The 19,246-nt window shown below is 71.9% G+C and carries 17 protein-coding genes; 6 read left to right on the top strand and 11 right to left on the bottom strand.

Annotation, left to right across the window (positions count from 1 at the left end; translation table 11 throughout):
- Positions 1–240: 240 nt before the first annotated feature.
- The 7 genes from ACIBSW_RS14630 to ACIBSW_RS14600 all read right to left on the bottom strand — a co-directional run bounded on the left by ACIBSW_RS14630 (position 241) and on the right by ACIBSW_RS14600 (position 8,330).
- Entirely contained in the window at positions 241–654 is a 414-nt protein-coding gene (locus ACIBSW_RS14630; RefSeq protein ID WP_354717089.1) for a DUF4395 domain-containing protein, read from the bottom strand.
- Positions 655–913: 259 nt separating this feature from the next.
- A complete protein-coding gene (locus tag ACIBSW_RS14625; RefSeq protein ID WP_354717090.1) occupies positions 914–1,657 on the bottom strand; it encodes a thioredoxin family protein in 744 nt (247 codons plus the stop codon).
- A gap of 42 nt (positions 1,658–1,699) precedes the next feature.
- Complete coding sequence (locus ACIBSW_RS14620; RefSeq protein WP_354717092.1) at positions 1,700–3,490, bottom strand: ATP-binding cassette domain-containing protein; 1,791 nt, start codon at positions 3,488–3,490, stop codon at positions 1,700–1,702.
- A 451-nt stretch (positions 3,491–3,941) separates the two neighbouring features.
- Positions 3,942–5,069 (bottom strand): glycosyltransferase family 4 protein, encoded by a 1,128-nt coding sequence (locus ACIBSW_RS14615; protein WP_354717094.1) that lies wholly within the window; start codon positions 5,067–5,069, stop codon positions 3,942–3,944.
- Entirely contained in the window at positions 5,069–6,325 is a 1,257-nt protein-coding gene (locus ACIBSW_RS14610) for a M48 family metallopeptidase (protein WP_354717096.1), read from the bottom strand. Before ACIBSW_RS14610 ends, ACIBSW_RS14615 begins: the two co-directional genes overlap by 1 nt.
- Before the next feature lie 43 nt (positions 6,326–6,368).
- Positions 6,369–6,590, bottom strand: coding sequence for a hypothetical protein (locus ACIBSW_RS14605; protein WP_354717098.1), 222 nt, complete (start codon positions 6,588–6,590; stop codon positions 6,369–6,371).
- A gap of 108 nt (positions 6,591–6,698) precedes the next feature.
- Positions 6,699–8,330: an NYN domain-containing protein gene (locus ACIBSW_RS14600; protein ID WP_354717100.1), complete on the bottom strand. Its 1,632-nt coding sequence runs from the start codon at positions 8,328–8,330 to the stop codon at positions 6,699–6,701.
- Positions 8,331–8,434: 104 nt separating this feature from the next.
- Here ACIBSW_RS14600 and ACIBSW_RS14595 point away from each other — a divergent pair, with 104 nt between their 5' ends.
- From ACIBSW_RS14595 to ACIBSW_RS14575, 5 genes are all read left to right on the top strand, one after another.
- Positions 8,435–10,234: a DEDD exonuclease domain-containing protein gene (locus ACIBSW_RS14595; protein WP_354717102.1), complete on the top strand. Its 1,800-nt coding sequence runs from the start codon at positions 8,435–8,437 to the stop codon at positions 10,232–10,234.
- 76 nt (positions 10,235–10,310) lie between these two features.
- The gene (locus ACIBSW_RS14590) at positions 10,311–12,104 is read left to right on the top strand and encodes an HD domain-containing protein (RefSeq protein WP_354717104.1); all 1,794 of its coding nucleotides are present in this window, start codon (positions 10,311–10,313) and stop codon (positions 12,102–12,104) included.
- A gap of 31 nt (positions 12,105–12,135) precedes the next feature.
- Positions 12,136–12,651, top strand: coding sequence for an NUDIX domain-containing protein (locus tag ACIBSW_RS14585; protein WP_354717106.1), 516 nt, complete (start codon positions 12,136–12,138; stop codon positions 12,649–12,651).
- A complete protein-coding gene (locus ACIBSW_RS14580) occupies positions 12,648–13,472 on the top strand; it encodes an NTP transferase domain-containing protein (protein WP_354717108.1) in 825 nt (274 codons plus the stop codon). The genes ACIBSW_RS14585 and ACIBSW_RS14580 overlap by 4 nt, the downstream gene beginning before the upstream one ends.
- Before the next feature lie 67 nt (positions 13,473–13,539).
- The gene (locus tag ACIBSW_RS14575; RefSeq protein WP_106126821.1) at positions 13,540–13,827 is read left to right on the top strand and encodes an Lrp/AsnC family transcriptional regulator; all 288 of its coding nucleotides are present in this window, start codon (positions 13,540–13,542) and stop codon (positions 13,825–13,827) included.
- A gap of 65 nt (positions 13,828–13,892) precedes the next feature.
- On the opposite strand, the gene ACIBSW_RS14570 is transcribed toward ACIBSW_RS14575, so the two are convergent.
- From ACIBSW_RS14570 to ACIBSW_RS14555, 4 genes are read right to left on the bottom strand one after another with little or no spacing between them, the layout of a single operon-like run.
- Positions 13,893–15,518 carry a ubiquinol-cytochrome c reductase cytochrome b subunit gene (locus ACIBSW_RS14570; RefSeq protein ID WP_354717110.1) on the bottom strand — a complete coding sequence of 542 codons (1,626 nt, stop codon included), beginning with the start codon at positions 15,516–15,518 and terminating at the stop codon, positions 13,893–13,895.
- Positions 15,515–16,618: a Rieske 2Fe-2S domain-containing protein gene (locus ACIBSW_RS14565; protein WP_354717112.1), complete on the bottom strand. Its 1,104-nt coding sequence runs from the start codon at positions 16,616–16,618 to the stop codon at positions 15,515–15,517. The genes ACIBSW_RS14570 and ACIBSW_RS14565 overlap by 4 nt, the downstream gene beginning before the upstream one ends.
- Positions 16,615–17,463 carry a c-type cytochrome gene (locus ACIBSW_RS14560; protein WP_354717114.1) on the bottom strand — a complete coding sequence of 283 codons (849 nt, stop codon included), beginning with the start codon at positions 17,461–17,463 and terminating at the stop codon, positions 16,615–16,617. Before ACIBSW_RS14560 ends, ACIBSW_RS14565 begins: the two co-directional genes overlap by 4 nt.
- A gap of 48 nt (positions 17,464–17,511) precedes the next feature.
- The gene (locus ACIBSW_RS14555) at positions 17,512–18,108 is read right to left on the bottom strand and encodes a heme-copper oxidase subunit III (RefSeq protein ID WP_354717115.1); all 597 of its coding nucleotides are present in this window, start codon (positions 18,106–18,108) and stop codon (positions 17,512–17,514) included.
- Positions 18,109–18,217: 109 nt separating this feature from the next.
- On the opposite strand from ACIBSW_RS14555, the gene ACIBSW_RS14550 reads away from it, so the two are divergent.
- On the top strand, positions 18,218–19,195 hold the full coding sequence (locus ACIBSW_RS14550; protein WP_404799331.1) for a cytochrome c oxidase assembly protein: 978 nt from the start codon (positions 18,218–18,220) through the stop codon (positions 19,193–19,195).
- The last annotated feature ends 51 nt before the right edge of the window (positions 19,196–19,246 follow it).

Here is a 19,246-nt window from a genome sequence, read left to right as displayed (position 1 = left end):
TCAAACGCGACCCGCCGTCAACGCAGCCTCGCCGCGGTCTCCGGCCGTTCAGCCTCAGGCCGGATGATCTGGCGCCAGGCACGACATGCCATCAAACGCGACCCGCCGTCAACGCAGCCTCGCCGCGGTCTCCGGCCGTTCAGCCTCAGGCCGGATGATCTGGCGCCAGGCACGACATGCCATCAAACACGGCCTGGCCGCAGCCGCCAGCCGTTCGGCCTCGGGCCGGGGGACCTGATGTCAGGCGCGGCCGGCCGTCAGGCGGCGAGCGGCGAGGTAGGCCTCGCAGCCGAGGCAGAGACCGAATGCCGCGTTCAGGAACGCCGCCAAGAGACCGAAAGCGGTGAACACCATGCCGAGCGCCGCCGCGCCGCTGAGATAGCCGATCGACGCGACCGCGAGGAAGGCGAAACCAACAAGCTGCGCGAAGCGCACCGGGGCGGCGTCTTCCCGCTCCGTCGCCGGACCGAGCCGCGGTGCGATGAGAGCCCGGTAGACGAGGGCGTAGGGCCCGCGGCGCGGGTCGGCGGCCGTGATCGCGAAGACGATCGTCTGCGCGAGCGCGAGCCAGCCCCAGCCGGTCGCCAGAACAACGGCGAGGACGACGGTGGTCAGCACCGCGGCAAAGCGCGGCCCACGCGGATCAAGCTGCATTCTCTGAGCCTGGCATGCCGGGGCATCGCCGTCGTAGTGAGTCCCATCACCGGCGCGCGGGTGCAAATTCGCAGGCCAGGGCCGGATCCCGGTTCCGCTCGCAGCGCCGCTCAAACCTCCACGAGCGCACCTCAAGGTCACAACGCGCCTAGAAAAGTCGCGGGCGCGTCCGCACCTCAGCGAATCGTGTCCGTCGGCCGCAAACGCGGCCAGGGCCGGACCTCCAACGCCTCCGGCCCGCCGCGAGCCGGACGGGGATCTAGCGCGCCGGCAGCAGGTCGGCCAGGGCCGCAATGAGCTGCGGCTTTCCAGGGACGCCGGTGGCGCGCTTGGCGACCCGGCCCTCGGCGTCCAGCACCAGTAGCGTCGGGGTGCGCCAGATGCCGAGCGCACGCACCGCCGCCAGGTGGCTCTCCGCGTCGACCTCGACGTGCTGCACCTCCGGCAGCAGGCCGACGACCTCGGAACTGATCCGCCGCACCGCTCGGCACGGCGCGCAGAACGCCGAGGAGAACTGCAGCAGCGTGGCCGGCGCGGGCCGCACACCGAGCGCCTGCAGCAGCACGGGGTCGATCCGCTCCCCCGCAGCGCTCGGATCGGCACCACCCGCGGCCTCCAGCGGCGCGACCGTCGCCTCAGGCGACTCCGCCACGCCCAGCGACGAAACCACGCCGATCGGCGCCGCGTCCCCAGCCGGAACCACACCACCAGACGCCACCGCGTCCCCAGCCGGGACCACACCACCAGACGCCACCGCGTCCCCAGCCGGAACCACACCACCAGACGCCACCGCGTCCCCAGCCGAGATCACACCACCAGACGGCACCGCACCACCAGGCGAGACCACACCACTACGCGAGACCGCGGCGGGAGGCGGCGGCGCGACGGCCGAGGCCGGGGCCTTCGCGGGGCGCAGGCGCCCGTCGGCGCGGCGCCGCCACAGGCCCGCGGCGGTGCCCAGCAGCAGGACCGCCGCGACGACGATCAGGCCGGTGGTGTCCATCCGCCCACTCTGGCACGCCGCGCAGCCGCGCCGCGATGTGACCTACGACGCCGCCTGATAGGCGCTGGCCTGCAGCCCGAACAGCTGCGCGTAGATCCCGCCCTCGGCCATCAACGACCCGTGGTCACCCTCCTCGGCCACCGTGCCGTGGTCCAGCACGTAGATCCGGTCGGCCTCGCGCACGCTCGCCATCCGGTGCGTGATCAGCACGACCGTGCGGCCGGCGGCGAGGTGGCGCAGCCGGCGGTAGACCTCGTGTTCGGCGCGGGCGTCGAGGTTCGCGGTTGGTTCGTCGCAGATCAGCAGTGGTGCGTCGCGGTAGAACGCCCGGCTGACCGCGAGCCGCTGCCACTGCCCGCCGGAGAGGTCCGCGCCGTCGGTGAAGTGCCGGGAGAGCAGCGTGTCGTACTGCCGGGCGAGCTCCATGACGAAGTCGTGCGCGTCGCCGGCCCGGGCCGCCTCGAGCACGAGCGCGGCGTCGACGCCGCGCTCGTACCGGCCGATGGTGATGTTGGATCGCGCGGAGAGCGGCCACCGGGTCGGCTCCTGCATCACGACCGCGACCTGGCCGCGAACCGTGTCGGGGTCGAAGGCCGTGAGGTCGACGCCGTCCCAGCGGATCGTGCCGGCCTGCGGCCAGTAGAGCCCGGCGAGCAGGCTGGCCAGGGTGGACTTGCCGGAGCCGTTCTCGCCGACCAGCGCGATGATCTCCCCGCGCCGCAGCGTCATGCTGACGTCGCGGACGGCGGGCCGTTCGGCGTCGGGATAGCTGAACGTGACGCCGTCCAGCCGGATCTCCCGAAGCAGCGCCGGCGCGGCCCGGCCGGGCGCCGGCTCGGTGCGGGCCCGCGACAGGTCGCAGAACCCCTGGAAATCGGCGAAATACAGACCCTGTTCGAACACCCGGTTGGCGGTGAAGGCCAGCTCGGTGAGCTTTCCGATACCCATACTGATCGCGTACGCGGCAGCGCCGCCGGCCGCCAGCTCCATGCGGCCGGTCCAGAGCAGCCAGAGCAGCGTGGCGTAGGTGACCCCGGTGGCGACGCCGCTCAACGCCGTGCCGACGAGGGTGGTGCGCACCTGGCGCCCGGAGACGCGGATCTCCTCGCTGGTCGAGACGGCAAGCAGCCGCCGCACCTCGGCGAGCAGGTACTCGCGCAGCGTGAAGGCCCGCAGCTCCGGCGCGGGCTCCCGGGCGGCGAGCAGCTCGGCGAGCATCCGCTGCCGCCGCCAGACGGCGATGAGCCGCAGCACCCGCCGGTACCCGAGCCGCGCCGACCGGACCGCGGCCCACCCGATGGGCAGCACGGCGAGCACGAGCAGCGGCAGCAGCACGGGATGCAGCACGGCAAGCACGCCCGCGGCGGCGGCGAGGCCGATCAGGTTGGTACCGAGCTCGATGGCCCGGTCGACGAGCTGCTGCGCCGCGGAGATACCGCGGTCGCGGGCACGTTCCATGGCGTCGCGCCATCCGGGATCGTCGAACGTGGACAGATCGACCCGGGTGGTCAGCTCAAGCAGCCGCATCTCCGCGGCCTCGTAGACCTTGGGCGACAGACGCCCGTTGGCCGCCGCGGCGGCCGAGCTGAGCAGGCCCCGCACGGCCAGGGCCCCGATGAGCAGAAGCAGCGACGGTACGGCCGCACGCACCCGTTCGGGCGTGGGCCCGTCGCGGAGCAGCCCATCGAACACGCCGACGACGCTGATGATCCCGACCGCGCTGGCGACCCCGGCGGTCAGCTGCAGCACGGCGACGGCGACGGTGGTACCCCGGCTGGCCTGCCACGCAAGCGACCAGGCGGACCGAAGCAGCCGCGGCAGCCGCCGAAACATCCGCAAAAAGGTCGTGTGGGCGGCCTCCTCAGTGCTGGTCAGCCAGTACGGAAGAGCGAGCTCTTCGCCATCGGACCACTCACTCTCGCCACCGACTCCCATCGCCTCGCCGGAAGTGGGAGCGGGAGCGGAACCAGGACCAGGACCAGGACCGGAACCGGGAGCGGGACCGGGACCGGGAGCGGGACCGGGAGCGGAACCGGGAGCGGAACCGGGAGCGGCAGCAGGACCGGAAGTGGGCCGGTTGCCGGCCAGCCCTGTTCCGGCCGCCGGTTCGCTACCCCTGTCCGGCTCGTCGGCCTCCTGTTTTGAGTCCTGTTCGTGGGTGGCGTCCTGCCGGATGGCGTCCCGCATCGGCGGCTCCCGTCCGTGGGCTCTCAGCCGTTCCTACGCCTCACTCACGTGACGTGTCCATTCATATACGAGGAGTGATTACTCATTCATCTCGGCGTCAGGTCGGGCGTAGCAGGTCGGTCAGGCGGGCCGCCTTGGTCTCCCAGCGCCACTCGCGCTCGACCCAGGATCGGCCGGCCGCGCCCATCTCCTTGGCGCGTAGCGGGTCGGCCAGCAGGTCGGCGAGGCGTCCCGCGATCGCCGGTACGTCGCGGCCGCCGACCACGAAGCCGGTCTCGCCCTCGCGTACCGCGTCCGGCGCCCCGCCCGAGTCGCCCGCTACCACCGGGAGCCCGGTTGCCGAGGCCTCCAGGTAGACGATCCCGAGGCCCTCCACGTCGAGGCCGGCGCCGCGGGTGCGGCACGGCATGGCGTAGACGTCGCCGGCGGCGTAGTGCGCGGGTAGCTCCTCCCACGGGACCGAGCCGGTGAAGACCACGTCGGACTCGACGCCCTCGGCGCGTGCCAGCTCGCGCAGCTTCTTTCGGTACGGGCCGCCGCCGACGATGAGCAGGGCCGCGCCCGGGACCCGGCGGCGGATCGTCGGCAGGGCGCGGATCAGCATGTCCTGGCCCTTGCGCGGCACCAGGCGGGAGACGCAGACGATCACCGGGCGGTCGCTCAGGCCGTGCTTGGCGCGCACCGCCGAGCCGTCGACGCCCGGGTGGTAGGTCTCGACGTCGACGCCCGGCGTCAGCCGCTCCAGGTCGGTGAGGCCGTGCAGCGCGCGATCGAGGCGTACCCGCTGGAACTCCGTCAGGTAGGTCACCACGTCGTTGCCGCGCGCGGTCCGGCGCAGCAGCTGCCGAGCGCCCGGCAGGGCCGCCCAGCCGATCTCGTGGCCGTGCGTCAGCGACACCGCGCGCTCGATGCCCGAGCGGCGTCGCAGCCCGTCGGCCAGCAGTCCGAGCGGCGCCGCCGCGCCGAACCAGACGCTGTCGCAGCCGTGCGACCGGGCGATCTCGGCGGCCCGCCGGGCGACGGCGGGCGTCGGCAGCAGTACGCCGGTGTCCTCGCGGACGACCTCGAACGGCTGCTCAGCGTCGAACCTCTCCGCACCTTTCCAGGTGGATGCGTAGGCGACGACCGAGCCCGGCGGCTGGCGCACCGCGAGGTTGTGCACGAACTGCTGGATGCCGCCCGGCCGCGGCGGGAAGTCGTTGGTGACCAGCAGGGTGCGGCCCATCAGCGCTCCCCGCGGGCGTACGCGCGCGCGGCGGCCATCCGCTCCACCGTGGACGGGTGCGAGGCAAACATCAGGTACTCCCAGGTCGGCGGGTCGGGATCGGAGAGGTTCACGGTGCCGAGGCGGTGCTGCATCGCCTCGAAGGTCGCCGCGTCGCCGGTCAGGTCGAGGGCGTGGGCGTCGGCCCGGGCCTCGACGCGCCGGGAGACCAGCGCCTGTATCGGGCCGCCGATCAGGCCGGCGACGGTGACCAGCGCCAGCAGCAGCGCGATCGTGCGCGGCTCGCCCATCGAGGCGGTGCCGGCCACCCGCAGCAGCCAGCCCAGCGAGCCGAGCAGGAACAGCACGATCACCGCCGCGGCGGCGCCGAGCGCGCCGATGATCGTGCCGGTCAACACGTCGCCGCGTTTGGCGTGGCCCAGCTCGTGTGCGGTGACCGAGACGACCTCGTCGGGCGTCGCCTCGGTCAGCATCGTGTCGTAGACCACGATGCGCCGGGTCGGCCCGAACCCGGACACATACGCGTTCACGGCCCGGGTGCGGCGCGAGGCGTCGGCGACCAGCACGTCGCGGACCGGCACGCCGTCGCGCTCCGCCAGGGTCAGCAGCCGGGTGCGCAGCGGGCCCTCGGCCATCGGCGTGAAACGGTTGAAGATCGGCTCGACGACCACGGGCAGCACGAACGACAGCAGCACGACCAGCGCGGCCGCGCCCGCCGCGCCGAACGCCCACCACCAGCGTGGCGCGAGCCGGGTCACCGTGTAGAAGCCGAGCAGGGTCAGCCCGCCGATGACCGCACCGACCGCATAGGACTTGGCCATGTCGGCCGCCCAGCCGCCCCAGCTCTGGGTGGAGATGCCGTAGCGGACCACGATCGTGTGGCGCCACGCCGCGAACGGCAGCGTGATCACCTCGATGACCAGCACCACGAGGAGTCCGCCGAGCACGGCCTGCGCGATCCAGTGATCGCCGAACGGGCGCCCGGCGAACGACACCAGGCGCGCGCCCAGCGGCGTGAGCCCCAGCACCAGCGCGGCGACGAGCCCCGTGGCGAGCGCGCCGTAAGACGCCGGGCGCAGCTCGGCGTGGAACGCCCTGGCCCGCCGCACCTGCTCGCCGGGCAGCCGGCCCAGGGCGTCCAGCTGGTCGGCCCGCGGCGCGGGCGGCCGGTGCCACGGAATCACCACCGCGGCGTAGACGACGAGCGCCACGACCAGCACGCCGAGCACGCACGCCGCGCACTGGCGGGGCGTCATCGGTCCGGTCCGCTCGTCATGACCGCCCATCCTAGAGAGGTGATCACGCCACGTGGCTGCGGCGCGGGTAGAACGGGACCTCGACGGGTGGCGGCGGCGTCTCGATCAGCTCGACCTCGAAGCCGGCCAGCTCGAACGTCTCGAGCACGCGCAGCTCGCCGGGCGTCAGGTCGGCGATGCCGTCCGGGGTGTCGTAAAGCGTGCTGACCAGGCATCCGTTGCACTCATCGCGCCGCTCGGCGCAACGCCCGCAGTCGATGATCATCGTTTCCTCCTCAGCCTGGCGGTGCGGCCCGCGCAGGGGGAAGAGGAGAGCTGTCGCGGACCGACCACCATCGGTGACAGTCACGCTATGGAGGGGGTATGACAAAAATCAGGACCGGGACAGCCGCCGCAGCAGGGAGTCGGCACCCATCGGGTACGCGCCGTGCCGGCGCACCCCGTCCGCGACCTCGCGGTCCGACGAGATCACCACCAGCGGGCGGCCCGGCGGCTCGGCGCGGACAAGCTGGCGGATCAGCTCGTCGGCGGTGTCGCCCTTGCGCGAGAAGAGCACCCGTACGCCGCGCGGCGCGGGCGGCAGCCCGTGCACCCGCTCGGCGCCGTCGAAGACCACCGTGATCTCGTCGCCGGTCTGCGCGGCGATGCCGCCGAGGCCGGTGATCAGCCGCTTGCGCTGCTGCTCGAGCGACATCTCGGCGAAGCCTCGCTTGGTGACGTTGTAGCCGTCGACGATCAGGTGCGCCCGGGGCAGGGCGAGCAGCTGGTCGAGCCGGCCCGGATCGTCGGTGTCCTGCGCGCGCGGGCGTGACCGCTCCAGGGCGCCGGGCCGGTCCGCCGCCGCGTCCGCGACGAAGTCCGCCGGCCGCTTGTCGGTCGGCCCGAGCGCCAGCTCCCGGCGCAGGCCGGAGGCGGCCTGCCCGATCGTCTCGAGCAGCAACCAGAGGCGTGCGTCGTCGGCGGAGCGGGCGTCCTTGGCGCTCTGCTTGCCGGAGGCGGCCGCCGCCTCCGCCTCCGCCAGCCGGGTGCGCAGCCGGCGCAGCTCCGCGTCGTGGTCCGCGGTGACCTTGGCCGCGCGGCCCTTCTCGGTGGCCAGCAGGTCGGCGGCGCGCTTGTGCGCCGCCTGCGTCTCGCGCAGCGCGCGGGACGCGGTCCGGGCCTCCTCGCGGACCTGGCCGAGTTCCTCGCGTACCCGGGCCAGTTCGTCGCGGAGCTTGTCGGCCTCGACCTTGGCGACCGCCCGATCGTGCTCGGCGCGGGCCGCCCGCTGTTCGGCCTCGCGGACCTGACCGACGACCGCGGCGCTGTCGGCGTCGGCGCGCACCGACTCGCCGACCGCCTCGATCAGGTCGCGCCAGCCGTCCGGTCTGACCAGGTAGGCCAGCGCCGCGACCTCCACCGGGTCGGCCGCCGCCGGCGCGAGGCCGCCGGCGACCGCCGCGCCGAGGTCGCCGACCTCGCTCACGATGCGGCCGCTGATGCGCTGGCGGAACAGCGGGTCCGCGGCGAGCTGGGCGGCGATCGCGGGGCCGCCGAGCCGGGCCCGGCGGTTCGGGGCGAACCGGGCGACCCGCCGCAGCGGCACCGGGATCTCGTCGGCGGGCATTCCCGGCAGCGCGGCGGCGGTCAGCGCGGTGATCCGCTGCCGCACGGCCTCGGGCAGCGTCGGCTCCGGCACGGTCTCCGCCGCCGCGGCGAGGGCGGCATCGACATCGAGCACGGTATCCGCCACCGAGGAGGCCGCAGCACGCCCCGCGGAAGGCCCGGAATCCGCCACGGAGGCGGAGTGCGCGGGATCCCCCGCGGAGGGCACGAAATCCTCCGCGGAAGGCGCGGAAGGCGCGGGAGGCGCGGGACCAAGATCGGGCGCGGTGTCCGCTTCCGCGGAAAGGCCGGAATCAGCATCGAGCACGCGGGAGGGATCGGGTCCCCCGGCCCGGACAGGGTCGTCCGCGGGTACCGCCTCCTCGATGGGGCGGTCGTCGGAGGGCGACGGCGCGGGCATTTCTCTATTCTCCCACCGTGGGCTGCGGAAAAGCTTGCGGTAGCAAATGATCTTTTCCCCCGCCGCCCTGAAGTTTGTCATACCCCCTCTTTAAATTGCCCGTCGTGGCACAACCCGCATACGTGCAGGGCACTCTGGACACCCTCCTGAGCGCCGACGGCTCCGTCGACCCGGCGGCGCTGTCCCTGCGAGACACGACGTTCGTGGTCCTCGACCTGGAGACGACGGGCGGCGCACCCGACGGCGCCGGCATCACCGAGATCGGCGCGGTCAAGGTGCGCGCCGGCGAGGAGCTCGGGGTGCTCGGCACCCTGGTCAACCCGGGTGAGCGCGTGCCGCCGTTCATCACGGTGCTGACGGGCATCACCGAGGCGATGCTCGCGCCGGCGCCGCCGATCGAGGCGGTGCTGCCGAGCCTGCTGGAATTCCTGCGCGGAGCGGTGCTGGTCGCGCACAATGCGCCCTACGACGTCGGCTTCCTCAAGGCGGCCTGCGCCCGGCACGGCCACACCTGGCCGCAGCTGCGGGTGCTGGACACCGCGGCGCTGGCCCGCCGGGCGCTGACCCGCGACGAGGTGCCCAACCGCAAGCTCGGCACCCTCGCGCAGTTCTTCCGCGCGGCCGTCCAGCCCACCCACCGGGCCCTGGACGACGCCCGGGCCACCGTCGACGTGTTGCACGGCCTGATCGAGCGGCTGGGCAGCTTCAAGGTCCACACCCTGGGCGACGCGATCGAGTTCGCCAAGGCGGTGACACCCACCCAGCGCCGCAAGCGCCACCTCGCCGACGACCTCCCGCACGTTCCGGGCGTCTACGTGTTCCGCGCCGCCGACGAGCGCCCGCTCTATGTCGGCACGTCGGTCGACATCGCCACCCGGGTGCGCAGCTACTTCACCGCGAGCGAGAAGCGCGCCCGGATGTCGGAGATGATCGGCGCGGCGACCCGGGTCGAGGCGGTCGAGTGCGCGCACTCGCTCGAGGCCGAGGTGCGCGAGCTGCGGCTGATCGCGGCGCACGCCCCGCCTTACAACCGCAGGTCGAAATACCCGGAGCGGATGGTCTGGCTGAAGCTGACCGCCGAGGTGTTCCCGCGGCTCTCGGTGGTCCGTCAGCTGGCCGACGACGACGCGGCCTATCTCGGCCCGTTCTCCTCGCGCCGCACGGCCGAGCTGGCCGCGGCCGGAGTCTACGACGCCGTGCCCCTGCGCCAGTGCACGCACAAGCTCTCGACCAGGACGATCACGCCGGCGTGCGCGCTGGCCGAGCTGGGCCGGTGCCCGGCGCCCTGCGAGCACGAGATCACCCCGGAGGAATACGGCGCCCGGGCCGCCCTGCCCTTTCGCACGGCGACCTACGGTGACCCGGAGCCGCTGGTGGAGGCCCTGCTGGCCCGGATCGAGGCGCTGTCGCTGCGCCAGCGCTACGAGGAGGCGGCGGTGATCAGGTCCCGGCTGGTCGCGCTGTTGCGTGCCACCGTCCGCATGCAACGGCTGGGCGCGCTGACCAGCCTGGGCGAACTGGTCGCCGCCCGGCGCAACGACGCATACGGATGGGAGATCATCGTGGTGCGGCACGGGCGGCTGGCCGCCGCGGCGACGTCGCCGCCCCGGCTGCACCCGCGTCCGACGCTCGACCTGGCGCGCGCGACGGCCGAGACGGTCCTACCCGGACCGGGCCCGGTCCCGGCGGCGTCGGCCGAGGAGACGGAGCGGATTCTGGCTTGGCTGGAGCGGCCCGACACCCGGCTGGTGGAAACTTCTGGCGACTGGGTGTCACCGGCCCGTGGCGCAGCGCGGTTCACTACCCTGCTCACCAGGGCGGAGGCGGCGGCGTCGAGAAGAGACTCGTCCGTTCGCTCATTGGTAACTAGCCATTCGGATGACGCTCACTCGCTTAGGCTGTAGGGCACGGCGCGCGAAGCCGTGAAAAATCGGTGGGATCCGTGCGTAGTACACGGTCGATCGGTGAGGGGGTGTCCGAGTGGACGTCGACGCCGGCCACGGCGCCGCCCTTGGACGCGCCCTGCCCTCCACGTCCGGTGACATACCGCTCTCGCGCCGACTGCGCTCGTTCCTCAGTTTTCAGGGCAACGAGGACGATCCAGTCACCACCCTCACCCGCACCCACCGTCACATCCACCCCTCCGCCGACGCGGGCGTGCTGCGCCGCAGCTACGCCGTCGCGGAGAACATGCACCGGGGACAGTTCCGCAAGAGCGGCGATCCTTACATCACCCACCCGCTCGCGGTCGCGCAGATCTGCGCCGAGCTGGGCATGGACACGACGACGCTGGTCGCGGCGCTGCTGCACGACACGGTCGAGGACACCAGCTACACCCTGGAGACGCTGCACGGCGACTTCGGCCCCGAGGTGACGCACCTGGTCGACGGCGTGACCAAGTTCGACAAGGCGTTCTACGGCAAGGTCGCCGAGGCCGAGACGATCCGCAAGATGATCGTCGCCGCCGGCAAGGACGTCCGGGTCCTGGTGATCAAGCTCGCCGACCGGCTGCACAACATGCGCACGCTCGACGCCCGCTCACCCGCCTCCCGGGCCCGGATCGCCACCGCCACCCTCGACGTGCTGGTGCCGCTCTGTGACCGCCTGGGCATCCAGGCCCTCAAGCGCGACCTCGACGACGTGGTGCTCTACCACCTGGAGCCGGAGTCCTACGCGCGCATCGACGAGCATGTGAAGAACCGCCCCGGCTGGTCGGAGTACCTCGAGGACGTCCGGACGAAGGCGTCGACCGCGCTGCGCCGGTCCCGGGTGGACGCCAAGGTGGCGCCCCGGCCCCGGCACTACTACTCGATCTGGAAGGACACGGTCGCCGGCGGCCATCCGGTGCCGCTCGACCTGCCCCGCATCGCGGTGATCGTCGACGGCCCCGAGACCGACTGTTACGCCGCGCTCGGCGCGATCCACGGTCAGTGGCGCCCGGTGGCCGGCCGGTTCAAGGACTTCATCGCCTCGCCGAAGAACAACCTCTACCGCTCCCTGCACACCACCGTCACCGGGCCCGAGGGCCGCCTGGTCGAGGTGCTGATCCGGACCGTCTCGATGCACCGCTGCGCGGAATACGGCGTGGCGACCGGCTACCGCTACCCCAAGTCCGCCGAGGCGGCCGAGACGCCCGGCGCCGACCAGCTCACCTGGCTCAAGCGGGTGCTCGACTGGGAGCAGGACACCACCGACGCCGGCCAGTTCCTCGCCTCGCTGCGCTGCGACCTCGCCGAGGGCCAGATCCAGGTGTTCGCGCACGGCAGCACCTACGACCTGCCGGCCGGATCGACCCCGGTCGACCTGGCCTACGAGCTGAGCGCCGACAAGGGCGACGGGACCCTCGCGGCGACCATCAACGGCCGCCTAGCGCCGCTGAGCTCCCCGCTCCGCGACGGCGACGTGGTGGAGATCTTCACCGAGACCGACGGCCACGTCGAGGTCGAGCCGGGCGCGGCGCCGCGGGGGCCGCGCAAGGAGTGGCTCGGCTTCGTCAAGTCGACGCAGGCCCAGATGCAGATCAACCGCTTCTTCGCGGAGGAGAACGCGCCGGGCATCAGCATCGTCGACAAGGTACGCCTGGGCCGGGCGACGATCGGCCTGACGCTGCGCAAGCACGACCGCGGCCTGGCGAGCGAGGTGCCGCTGCGCCGCCTCGCCGAGGAGCTGGGCTACCCCGACCTGGAGACCATGCTGGTCGCGGTGACCGAGCGCAACCTGGAGCCGGACCAGGTGGTCGAGCAGCTCATAGCCCTGGTCGACCACCCAGACTGAGACCGGTGCGCGCAGCCGATAGCCTGGCGGGGTGAAACTCCCTCGGCGGTTGCGTGGCGTCGCGTACCAGACGTTCTACCGGCTGCCGCACCCCGTGCGCCGCCGCATCGTGCGCCTGATCGTCCCCAAGTACCTCGTCGGCGCGGTCACCATCGTCCGCGATTCGGAGGCCGCCGAGCCCGGCCGCCTGCTCCTGCTGCGCCAGCCGCCGGGACGGCGCTGGGGCCTGCCGGCCGGCCTGCTCAAGAAGGCCGAGGCCCCCGCCGTCGGCGCGGCCCGCGAGCTCGCCGAGGAGTCCGGCGTGGTGCTCGACCCGGAGGCGCTGACCCCGGCGGTCCCGAACGCGATCGTCCACGCCAAGGGCTGGGTGGACACCGTCTTCCTGGCCGAGGTGCCGGCGTCGACGACCCCGCTGGTGGTGGACGGCGGCGAGGTCCTGGAGGCGGGCTGGTTCCCCCTGGACGACCTGCCGCCGCTGACCCCGAACACGGCGCTCCTGCTCGGCGTCTACGGCCTGGGTCCGCTGGCCGTGCAGCAGGCGTCGTGAGCATCTGCGCGGTGGTGCTCGCGGCCGGGGAGGGCCGGCGGCTGCGCCCGCTCACCGAGCTGCTCCCCAAGGCGCTCTGCCCGGTGGGCAACGTGGCCCTGCTGGACCGGGCCCTCGCTCGGATCGCCGGCCTGGGCCTCACCGGCCCGTCCGACGTGGCGGTCAACGCGGCCTACCTGGCCGACCAGGTGGTGGCGCACGTCGGCGCCCGGGCGCACCTCTCGGTGGAGCCGGACGGCCCGCTGGGCACCTCCGGCGGCGTCGGCCGCCTGCTGAGCTGGATCGACGGCCGCGGCGCCGTGGTCGGCAACGCGGACGCCTACCTGTCCGACCCGCAGCGCGAGCCCGGCAAGGACATCGCGGCCCTGCTCGACGGCTGGACCGGCCGGAGCGTACGCATGCTGACCCGGCCCGTGCCGCCGGGCGCGACGGGCGGCTTCAGCGGGCAGCGCTTCGCCGGCTTCTCCCTGATCCCCTGGGGCTACCTGCGCGGCCTGACAGACCGGCCCGGCGACCTCGTGCGCACGGTCTGGCGCCCGGCGGAGGCGGCCGGCGACCTGGAGCTGGTCACCTACGACGGCGAATACATCGACACCGGCACTCCGGCGGACTACCTGCGGGCGAACCTGCACGCCGCGGCGGGCCTGACCGAGGAGTCGGCCACGGTCGACGGACGGGCCGAGCGGTCGGTGATCGGCGCGGGCGCGCGGGTGCACGGCTCGGTGACCGAGTGCGTGATCTGGCCGGGCGCGACGGTGGCGGCGCACGAGTCCCTTCGCGGCGCGATCCGGGCCGGGACCGGCCTGACGGTCCCCGCCTGATCCGCACCGCCCTGCCTGCGCGGATAGCATGAGGCGACTCATCCGCCCTCATAGCCGAGGAGACCGCGTGAACACCGCGATCGTGCACATCGACTGCGCCACCGACTCGATTCCGGAGGTCGCGGAGGCGCTCGCAGCGCTGCCCGGCGTGAGCGAGGTCTACTCGGTCGCCGGCAACGTCGACCTGATCGCCATCGTGCGCGTCCCGCGCTTCGACGACATCGCCGAGGTGATCGCGGGCCGCATCTCCAAGACGCCCGGCGTGCTCAACACCGAGTCGCACATCGCCTTCCGGGCCTACTCGAAGCACGACCTCGAGGACGCGTTCGCGATCGGCCTGCCCGACGCCGACTGAGCGTTCCGGCCGGAGCATCGCAAAAAAATGGGGGCCCCGAGGGGCCCCCATTCTTCGTGCGTTCGCTACTGCTGCTGACCCGAGGTGATCTCCTCGCGCTCCTCGCGCGCGGTCACCGGGGGCAGGGCCGGCGAGACCGGGGCCTCGGCCGGCTTCTCCACCGGGTAGAAGAAGCCCTTCACCGCCGGCGCCAGGGCGCCCAGACGGTTCATCTTCTTCGGGACGACCCAGCCCGCGTAGTCCAGCGGCAGCGGGTGGCCGTGGTCGTCCACCGGGCCGAGCGGCTGGTGCACCTCCACGAACCGGCCGTCGGGCAGGCGCTTGATGATGCCCGTCTCCGCGCCGTGCGCGAGGACCTCGCGGTCGTGCTGCTGCAGGCCCAGGCAGATCCGGGCCGAGACGAAGTACGCCAGCGGCGGCAGGATCACCAGGCCGATGCGGCCGGCCCAGGTCATCGCGTTCAGGCTGATGTTGAACTTGTCGGCGATCACGTCGTTGCCGCCGGACAGGGTCGCGACGATGAAGAACGTGAACGCCATCGCGCCGAGGCCGGTGCGCTCCGGGTTGTCCCGGGGGCGCTGGAGCAGGTGATGGATGCTCGTGTCCTTCAGGCGGCGTGCCTCGATGAAGGGGTAGAACATCGGGATCGTGGTCAGCGCGCCCAGGCCGACGACCGCCGGCCAGAACAGCGGCGGGATCACGTAGCCGTCGCCGATCGGGATGTCGATCTGCCAGGCCGGCATCAGTCGCACCAGGCCGTCCATGAACATGACGTACCAGTCGGGCTGGCTCGCCGAGGAGACCTCGGACGCCCGGTACGGGCCGAACAGCCAGATCGGGTTGATCTGGAACATGCCGGCCATCAGCGCGATCACGCCGAACACGGCCATGAAGAAGCCGCCCTGCTTGAGCGCGTACCGCGGGAACATGCGCTCGCCCACGACGTTGTCGTTGGTCCGGCCGGGGCCGGGCCACTGGGTGTGCTTCTGCGCGAAGACCAGGCCGAGGTGCACGCTGATCAGCGCGAGCAGGCCGCCCGGGATGAGCAGCACGTGCGCGATGTAGAAGCGGCCGATGATGAACGTGCCGGGGAACTCGCCGCCGAAGATCGACGCCGAGAGCCAGGTGCCGATGACCGGGATGGACAGCATGATCGCCGAGGCGATCCGCAGGCCGGTGCCGGAGAGGCCGTCGTCCGGCAGCGAGTAGCCGGTGAAGCCGGCGAGGAAGCCGAGCAGGAACAGCGCGACGCCGATCGCCCAGTTCGCCTCGCGGGGCTTGCGGAACGCACCGGTGAAGAAGATGCGGGCCATGTGCACGACGATCGACGCCATGAACAGCAGCGCCGCCCAGTGGTGCATCTGGCGCATGAACAGGCCGCCGCGCACCTCGAACGACAGGTGCAGCGACGACGCGTACGCACCGGACATCTCCACGCCGCGCAGCGCCGGGTAGGCGCCGTCGTAGACGACCTCGGTCATCGTGGGGTCGAAGAAGAGCGTCAGGAAGACGCCGGTGAGCAGCAGGACGATGAACGAGAACAGGGCGATCTCGCCGAGCAGGAACGACCAGTGGTCGGGGAACACCTTGTTCAGCAGGCCACGCAGCGGCGTCGCCGCCTTGTAACGGTCGTCGAGCCCCTTGCCGACGGCCGCGGGGACCTGAGACAGGTCAAGCTTTCGACGCTTCACGGCCGCTCCCAGAAGTCCGGCCCGACGGTTTCCTTGTAGTCCGACGCTGCCACGAAGAACCCCTCATCGTCCAGTTCGATGGGCAGCTGTGGCAGACGGCGGCTGGCCGGACCGAAGATCGGGCGCGCGTTGTCGGTGATCAGGAACTGCGACTGGTGGCACGGGCAGAGCAGCCGGTTGGTCTGCTGCTCGTACAGGCTGGCCGGGCAGCCGGCGTGGGTGCAGATCTTCGAGTACGCGATGAAGTTGCCCCACATCGAGCCGTCGTTGGTCGCATCGCCGTCGCTGGCCGCCCGGGCCTGCGCGGCGTCCTCCGCCCGCAGGTGGATGAGCAGGGTCGGCGAGTCCGCGTACTGGTTGGTCGCGCCGTGCGGGATGCCGGGGAAGACCGTGAGCTGGCCGCCGACGCTGACGTCCTCGGGCCGGATCGGGGTGCCGTCGGCGCGGGTGAGCCGCACCAGCTCGCCGTGGTTCGGCACCGGGTCGAAGCCGGTGTGGAACAGGTTCGGCTGGGCGTCCTTGTGCGGGTTCTCGATCAGGCCGCCGACCAGCGGCGCGGCGGCGACCAGGCCGAGCGGCGCGAGGCCGAGGCCGATCGCGCCCTTGAGCAGCGGGCGCCGCTGCACGCCCATCTCCTCGCCCAGGTACGCGATGGTCTGCCCGGTGATCAGGCGGTCCTCGTCGCTGGACGGCTGGTTGTGCCGGTCCTGGATCGAGACCTCGTGCGGCAGCAGCTTCTTGGCCCAGGCCAGGATCGCGAAGCCGAGCGCCAGCAGCGAGATGCCGAGCGAGATGCCCAGGATCGGGGTGTAGTAGTCGCTCGGCGCGTGGCCGAGCTCGAACTCCCACGGCCAGAAGATGTAGAAGCCGAGGAAGGCCAGCGCGCCCGCGCCGCAGAGCAGGAACAGCAGGGCGATGTTGCGCACGACGCGCTTCTCCGCCTTGGAGTTCGGCCCCTGGAACTGCGACTCGTAGGTGACGATCTCGATGTCGTCGCGCCGGGCGCCCTCGCGGACGATGTCGAACCGGGTCAGTCGCGGGTCGTTGACGTCGACCGGCTCGGTGCCGGCGCCGTGCGCCCCGTCCTTCACAACGCTCATGACTTCCCCGCAATCCACAGCGCCGCGAAGACCAGGATCGTGATGCCGACGATGAAGATCGCCAGGCCCTCGGTGACCGGGCCGTACCGGCCGAGGTTGAACAAGCCGCCCGGGTCCTTCTCCTGCTGCAGCTGCAGCTTGACGTACGTGATGATCTGCCGCTTCTCGTCCGGGGTCAGCTCGTTGTCGCCGAACACCGGCATGTTCTGCGGCCCGGTCAGCATCGCCGCGTAGAGCTCCCGCTCGGTGGCGTCGTGCAGGCCCGGCGCGAACTTGCCGGACGACAGGGCACCGCCGCCGCCGCCGAAGCCGTGGCAGGACGTGCAGTTGAGCCGGAACAGCGCGCCGCCGCGGGCCAGCGCCTCCGGGTTCTCGTCCAGGTTCTCCGTCAGGTCGCCCTCGGGGATCTGCGGGCCGCCGCCGAGCTCCTGGATGTACTGGCCCAGCTGCTTGGTCTGCGCCTTGTCGAACATCGGCTGCTTCTGCTCGGCCTGCGCCTCCTGGCGGGCCATCGGCATGCGGCCGGTGCCGACCTGGAACTCCACCGAGGCGGAGCCGGTGCCGATCAGGCTCGGTCCGCGGCCCTCGACGCCCTCGGCGTTGCGGCCGTGGCAGCTGATGCAGCTGGTGTCGAAGAGCGCCTTGCCCTCCTGCGCCGAGGCGGAGAGCTGCCGCGTGTCGTCGGCGAACGCACCCGGCGCGAATGCGGTGTAAACGCCGCCGGCCAGCGCGAGGGCGGCTAGCATGCGGGCCGCGGCGCCGAGGCGCCGGCGCGCCCGGCTCGGCGCGGACCGCCGCCGGTTGAACACCCGGAAACGCCGTCCGGCGGGGGTGTCAGAAGTCATGGGTTTTGTCCCTCTGGGTTTTGACCTTGAACTCTCACGGACGGGCGGCTACTGCAGCCAATAGATCATGGCAAACAGTGCGATCCACACGATGTCGACGAAGTGCCAGTAGTACGACACGACGATCGCCGAGGTCGCCTGCGCCGGCGTGAACCGACCCATCGTGGTGCGGATCATGTAGACGATGAAGGCGATCAGACCACCCGTGACGTGCAGGCCGTGGAACCCGGTCGTCAGGTAGAACATCGAGCCGTAACCGTCGCCGTTGAGCGTGATGCCCTCGTGCACGAGGTTGCGGTACTCGTTCGCCTGGCCGAGCACGAAGATCAGGCCCATGACGAAGGTGAGGGTGAACCAGCGCCGCAGCGCGAACACGTCACCCTTCTCCGCCGCGAAGACGCCGAGCTGGCAGGTGACCGAGGAGAGCACGAGGATGACCGTGAAGGTCGTCGCGTACGGGATGTTGAGAACCTCGGTGTGCTTCTCCCACATGGAGTAGTCCGCCGCGCGGATCGAGAAGTACATGGCGAACAATGCCGCGAAGAACATCAGTTCGCTGGAGAGCCACACGATGGTCCCCACGCTGACCATGTTGGGTCGGGTCAGCGAGTGGATCCGGCTCTTGTCGATGGCTGCCGCTGTCACGGGCTCATTATTGCCCCGCGATCACTGTCACATGTCGCGGGGGGCCTAATCCGGCACGTGTCACCGCCCCGTCATCCGGCGATCACCCTGATAGGCCTAGCCTCAGGTGGTGCAGCACGTCGAAACGCCAACGCCCGCGCTCGCCGGCGGGGATACTCTCCCCCCGCCCTTCAGCGTAGGCGAGATCTTCACCCAGATCCGGCTGACCAGCCTTCTTGCGCTCCTCCTGCTGGTCGCGGCCGCCGTCTACCTGTACGGCGTGCACCGCCTGCGGCGCCGCGGCGACCACTGGCCGCCGGGGCGCACCGTCGCGTTCATCGGCGGCGGCCTCGGCTCGATCGCGGCGGTGTCGGTGACCGGCATCGAGGCGTACGACACCACGCTGATCAGCGTGCACATGGTCCAGCACATGATGCTGTCCATGGTGGGTCCGATCTTCCTGGCCCTCGGCGCGCCGGTGACCCTCGCGCTGCGCACGGTGCCCACCGCCAGCCGCAAGGCGCTGCTGCGGGTGCTGCACAGCCGCTTCGTGCGGGTGCTGACGTTTCCGCTGGTCGCGTTCGCGCTGTTCATCGCGAACCCGTTCGTCCTGTACTTCACCGGGCTCTACCGGGCCACGCTCGAGCACGCCTGGCTGCACGAGTTCATCCACGTGCACTTCATCGTCACGGGCTGCCTGTTCTTCTGGCCGCTGCTCGGCCTGGACCCGCTGCCGAACCGCTGGCCGTACCCGGCCCGCGCCCTGCTCATGGTGCTGTCTGTGCCGTTCCACACGGTGCTGGGCCTGACCATCATGCAGAGCCGGACCCTGCTCGGCGGCGACTGGTACCCGAACCTGGGCCTGACCTGGTCAAACCCGTGGAACGATCAGGTGACGGCGGGCGGCATCCTGTGGGCCGGCGGCGAGATCGTCAGCGTCACCATGCTCGGCATCCTGGTCATGCAGTGGATCAGGCAGTCCGAGCGCGAGGCGAAGCGGATCGACCGCGCCCTGGACCGCGCCGAGGCCGCCGAGCGGGCGGCGGCGGGCGCGACCAAGATCACAAACCAGACCGCGCCGGTACGACCGCAGCCGGACACCGAATAGCCGGTTCGGTACGATCAGCGCGCACCTACGAGCGTGGGAACCGGGGCACAC

This window comes from Actinoplanes sp. NPDC049668 (assembly GCF_044465445.1).
GTDB lineage: Bacteria > Actinomycetota > Actinomycetes > Mycobacteriales > Micromonosporaceae > Actinoplanes.
Note: the sequence above shows the minus strand (reverse complement) of the source record. Positions and strands in the feature narration are given on the sequence as shown.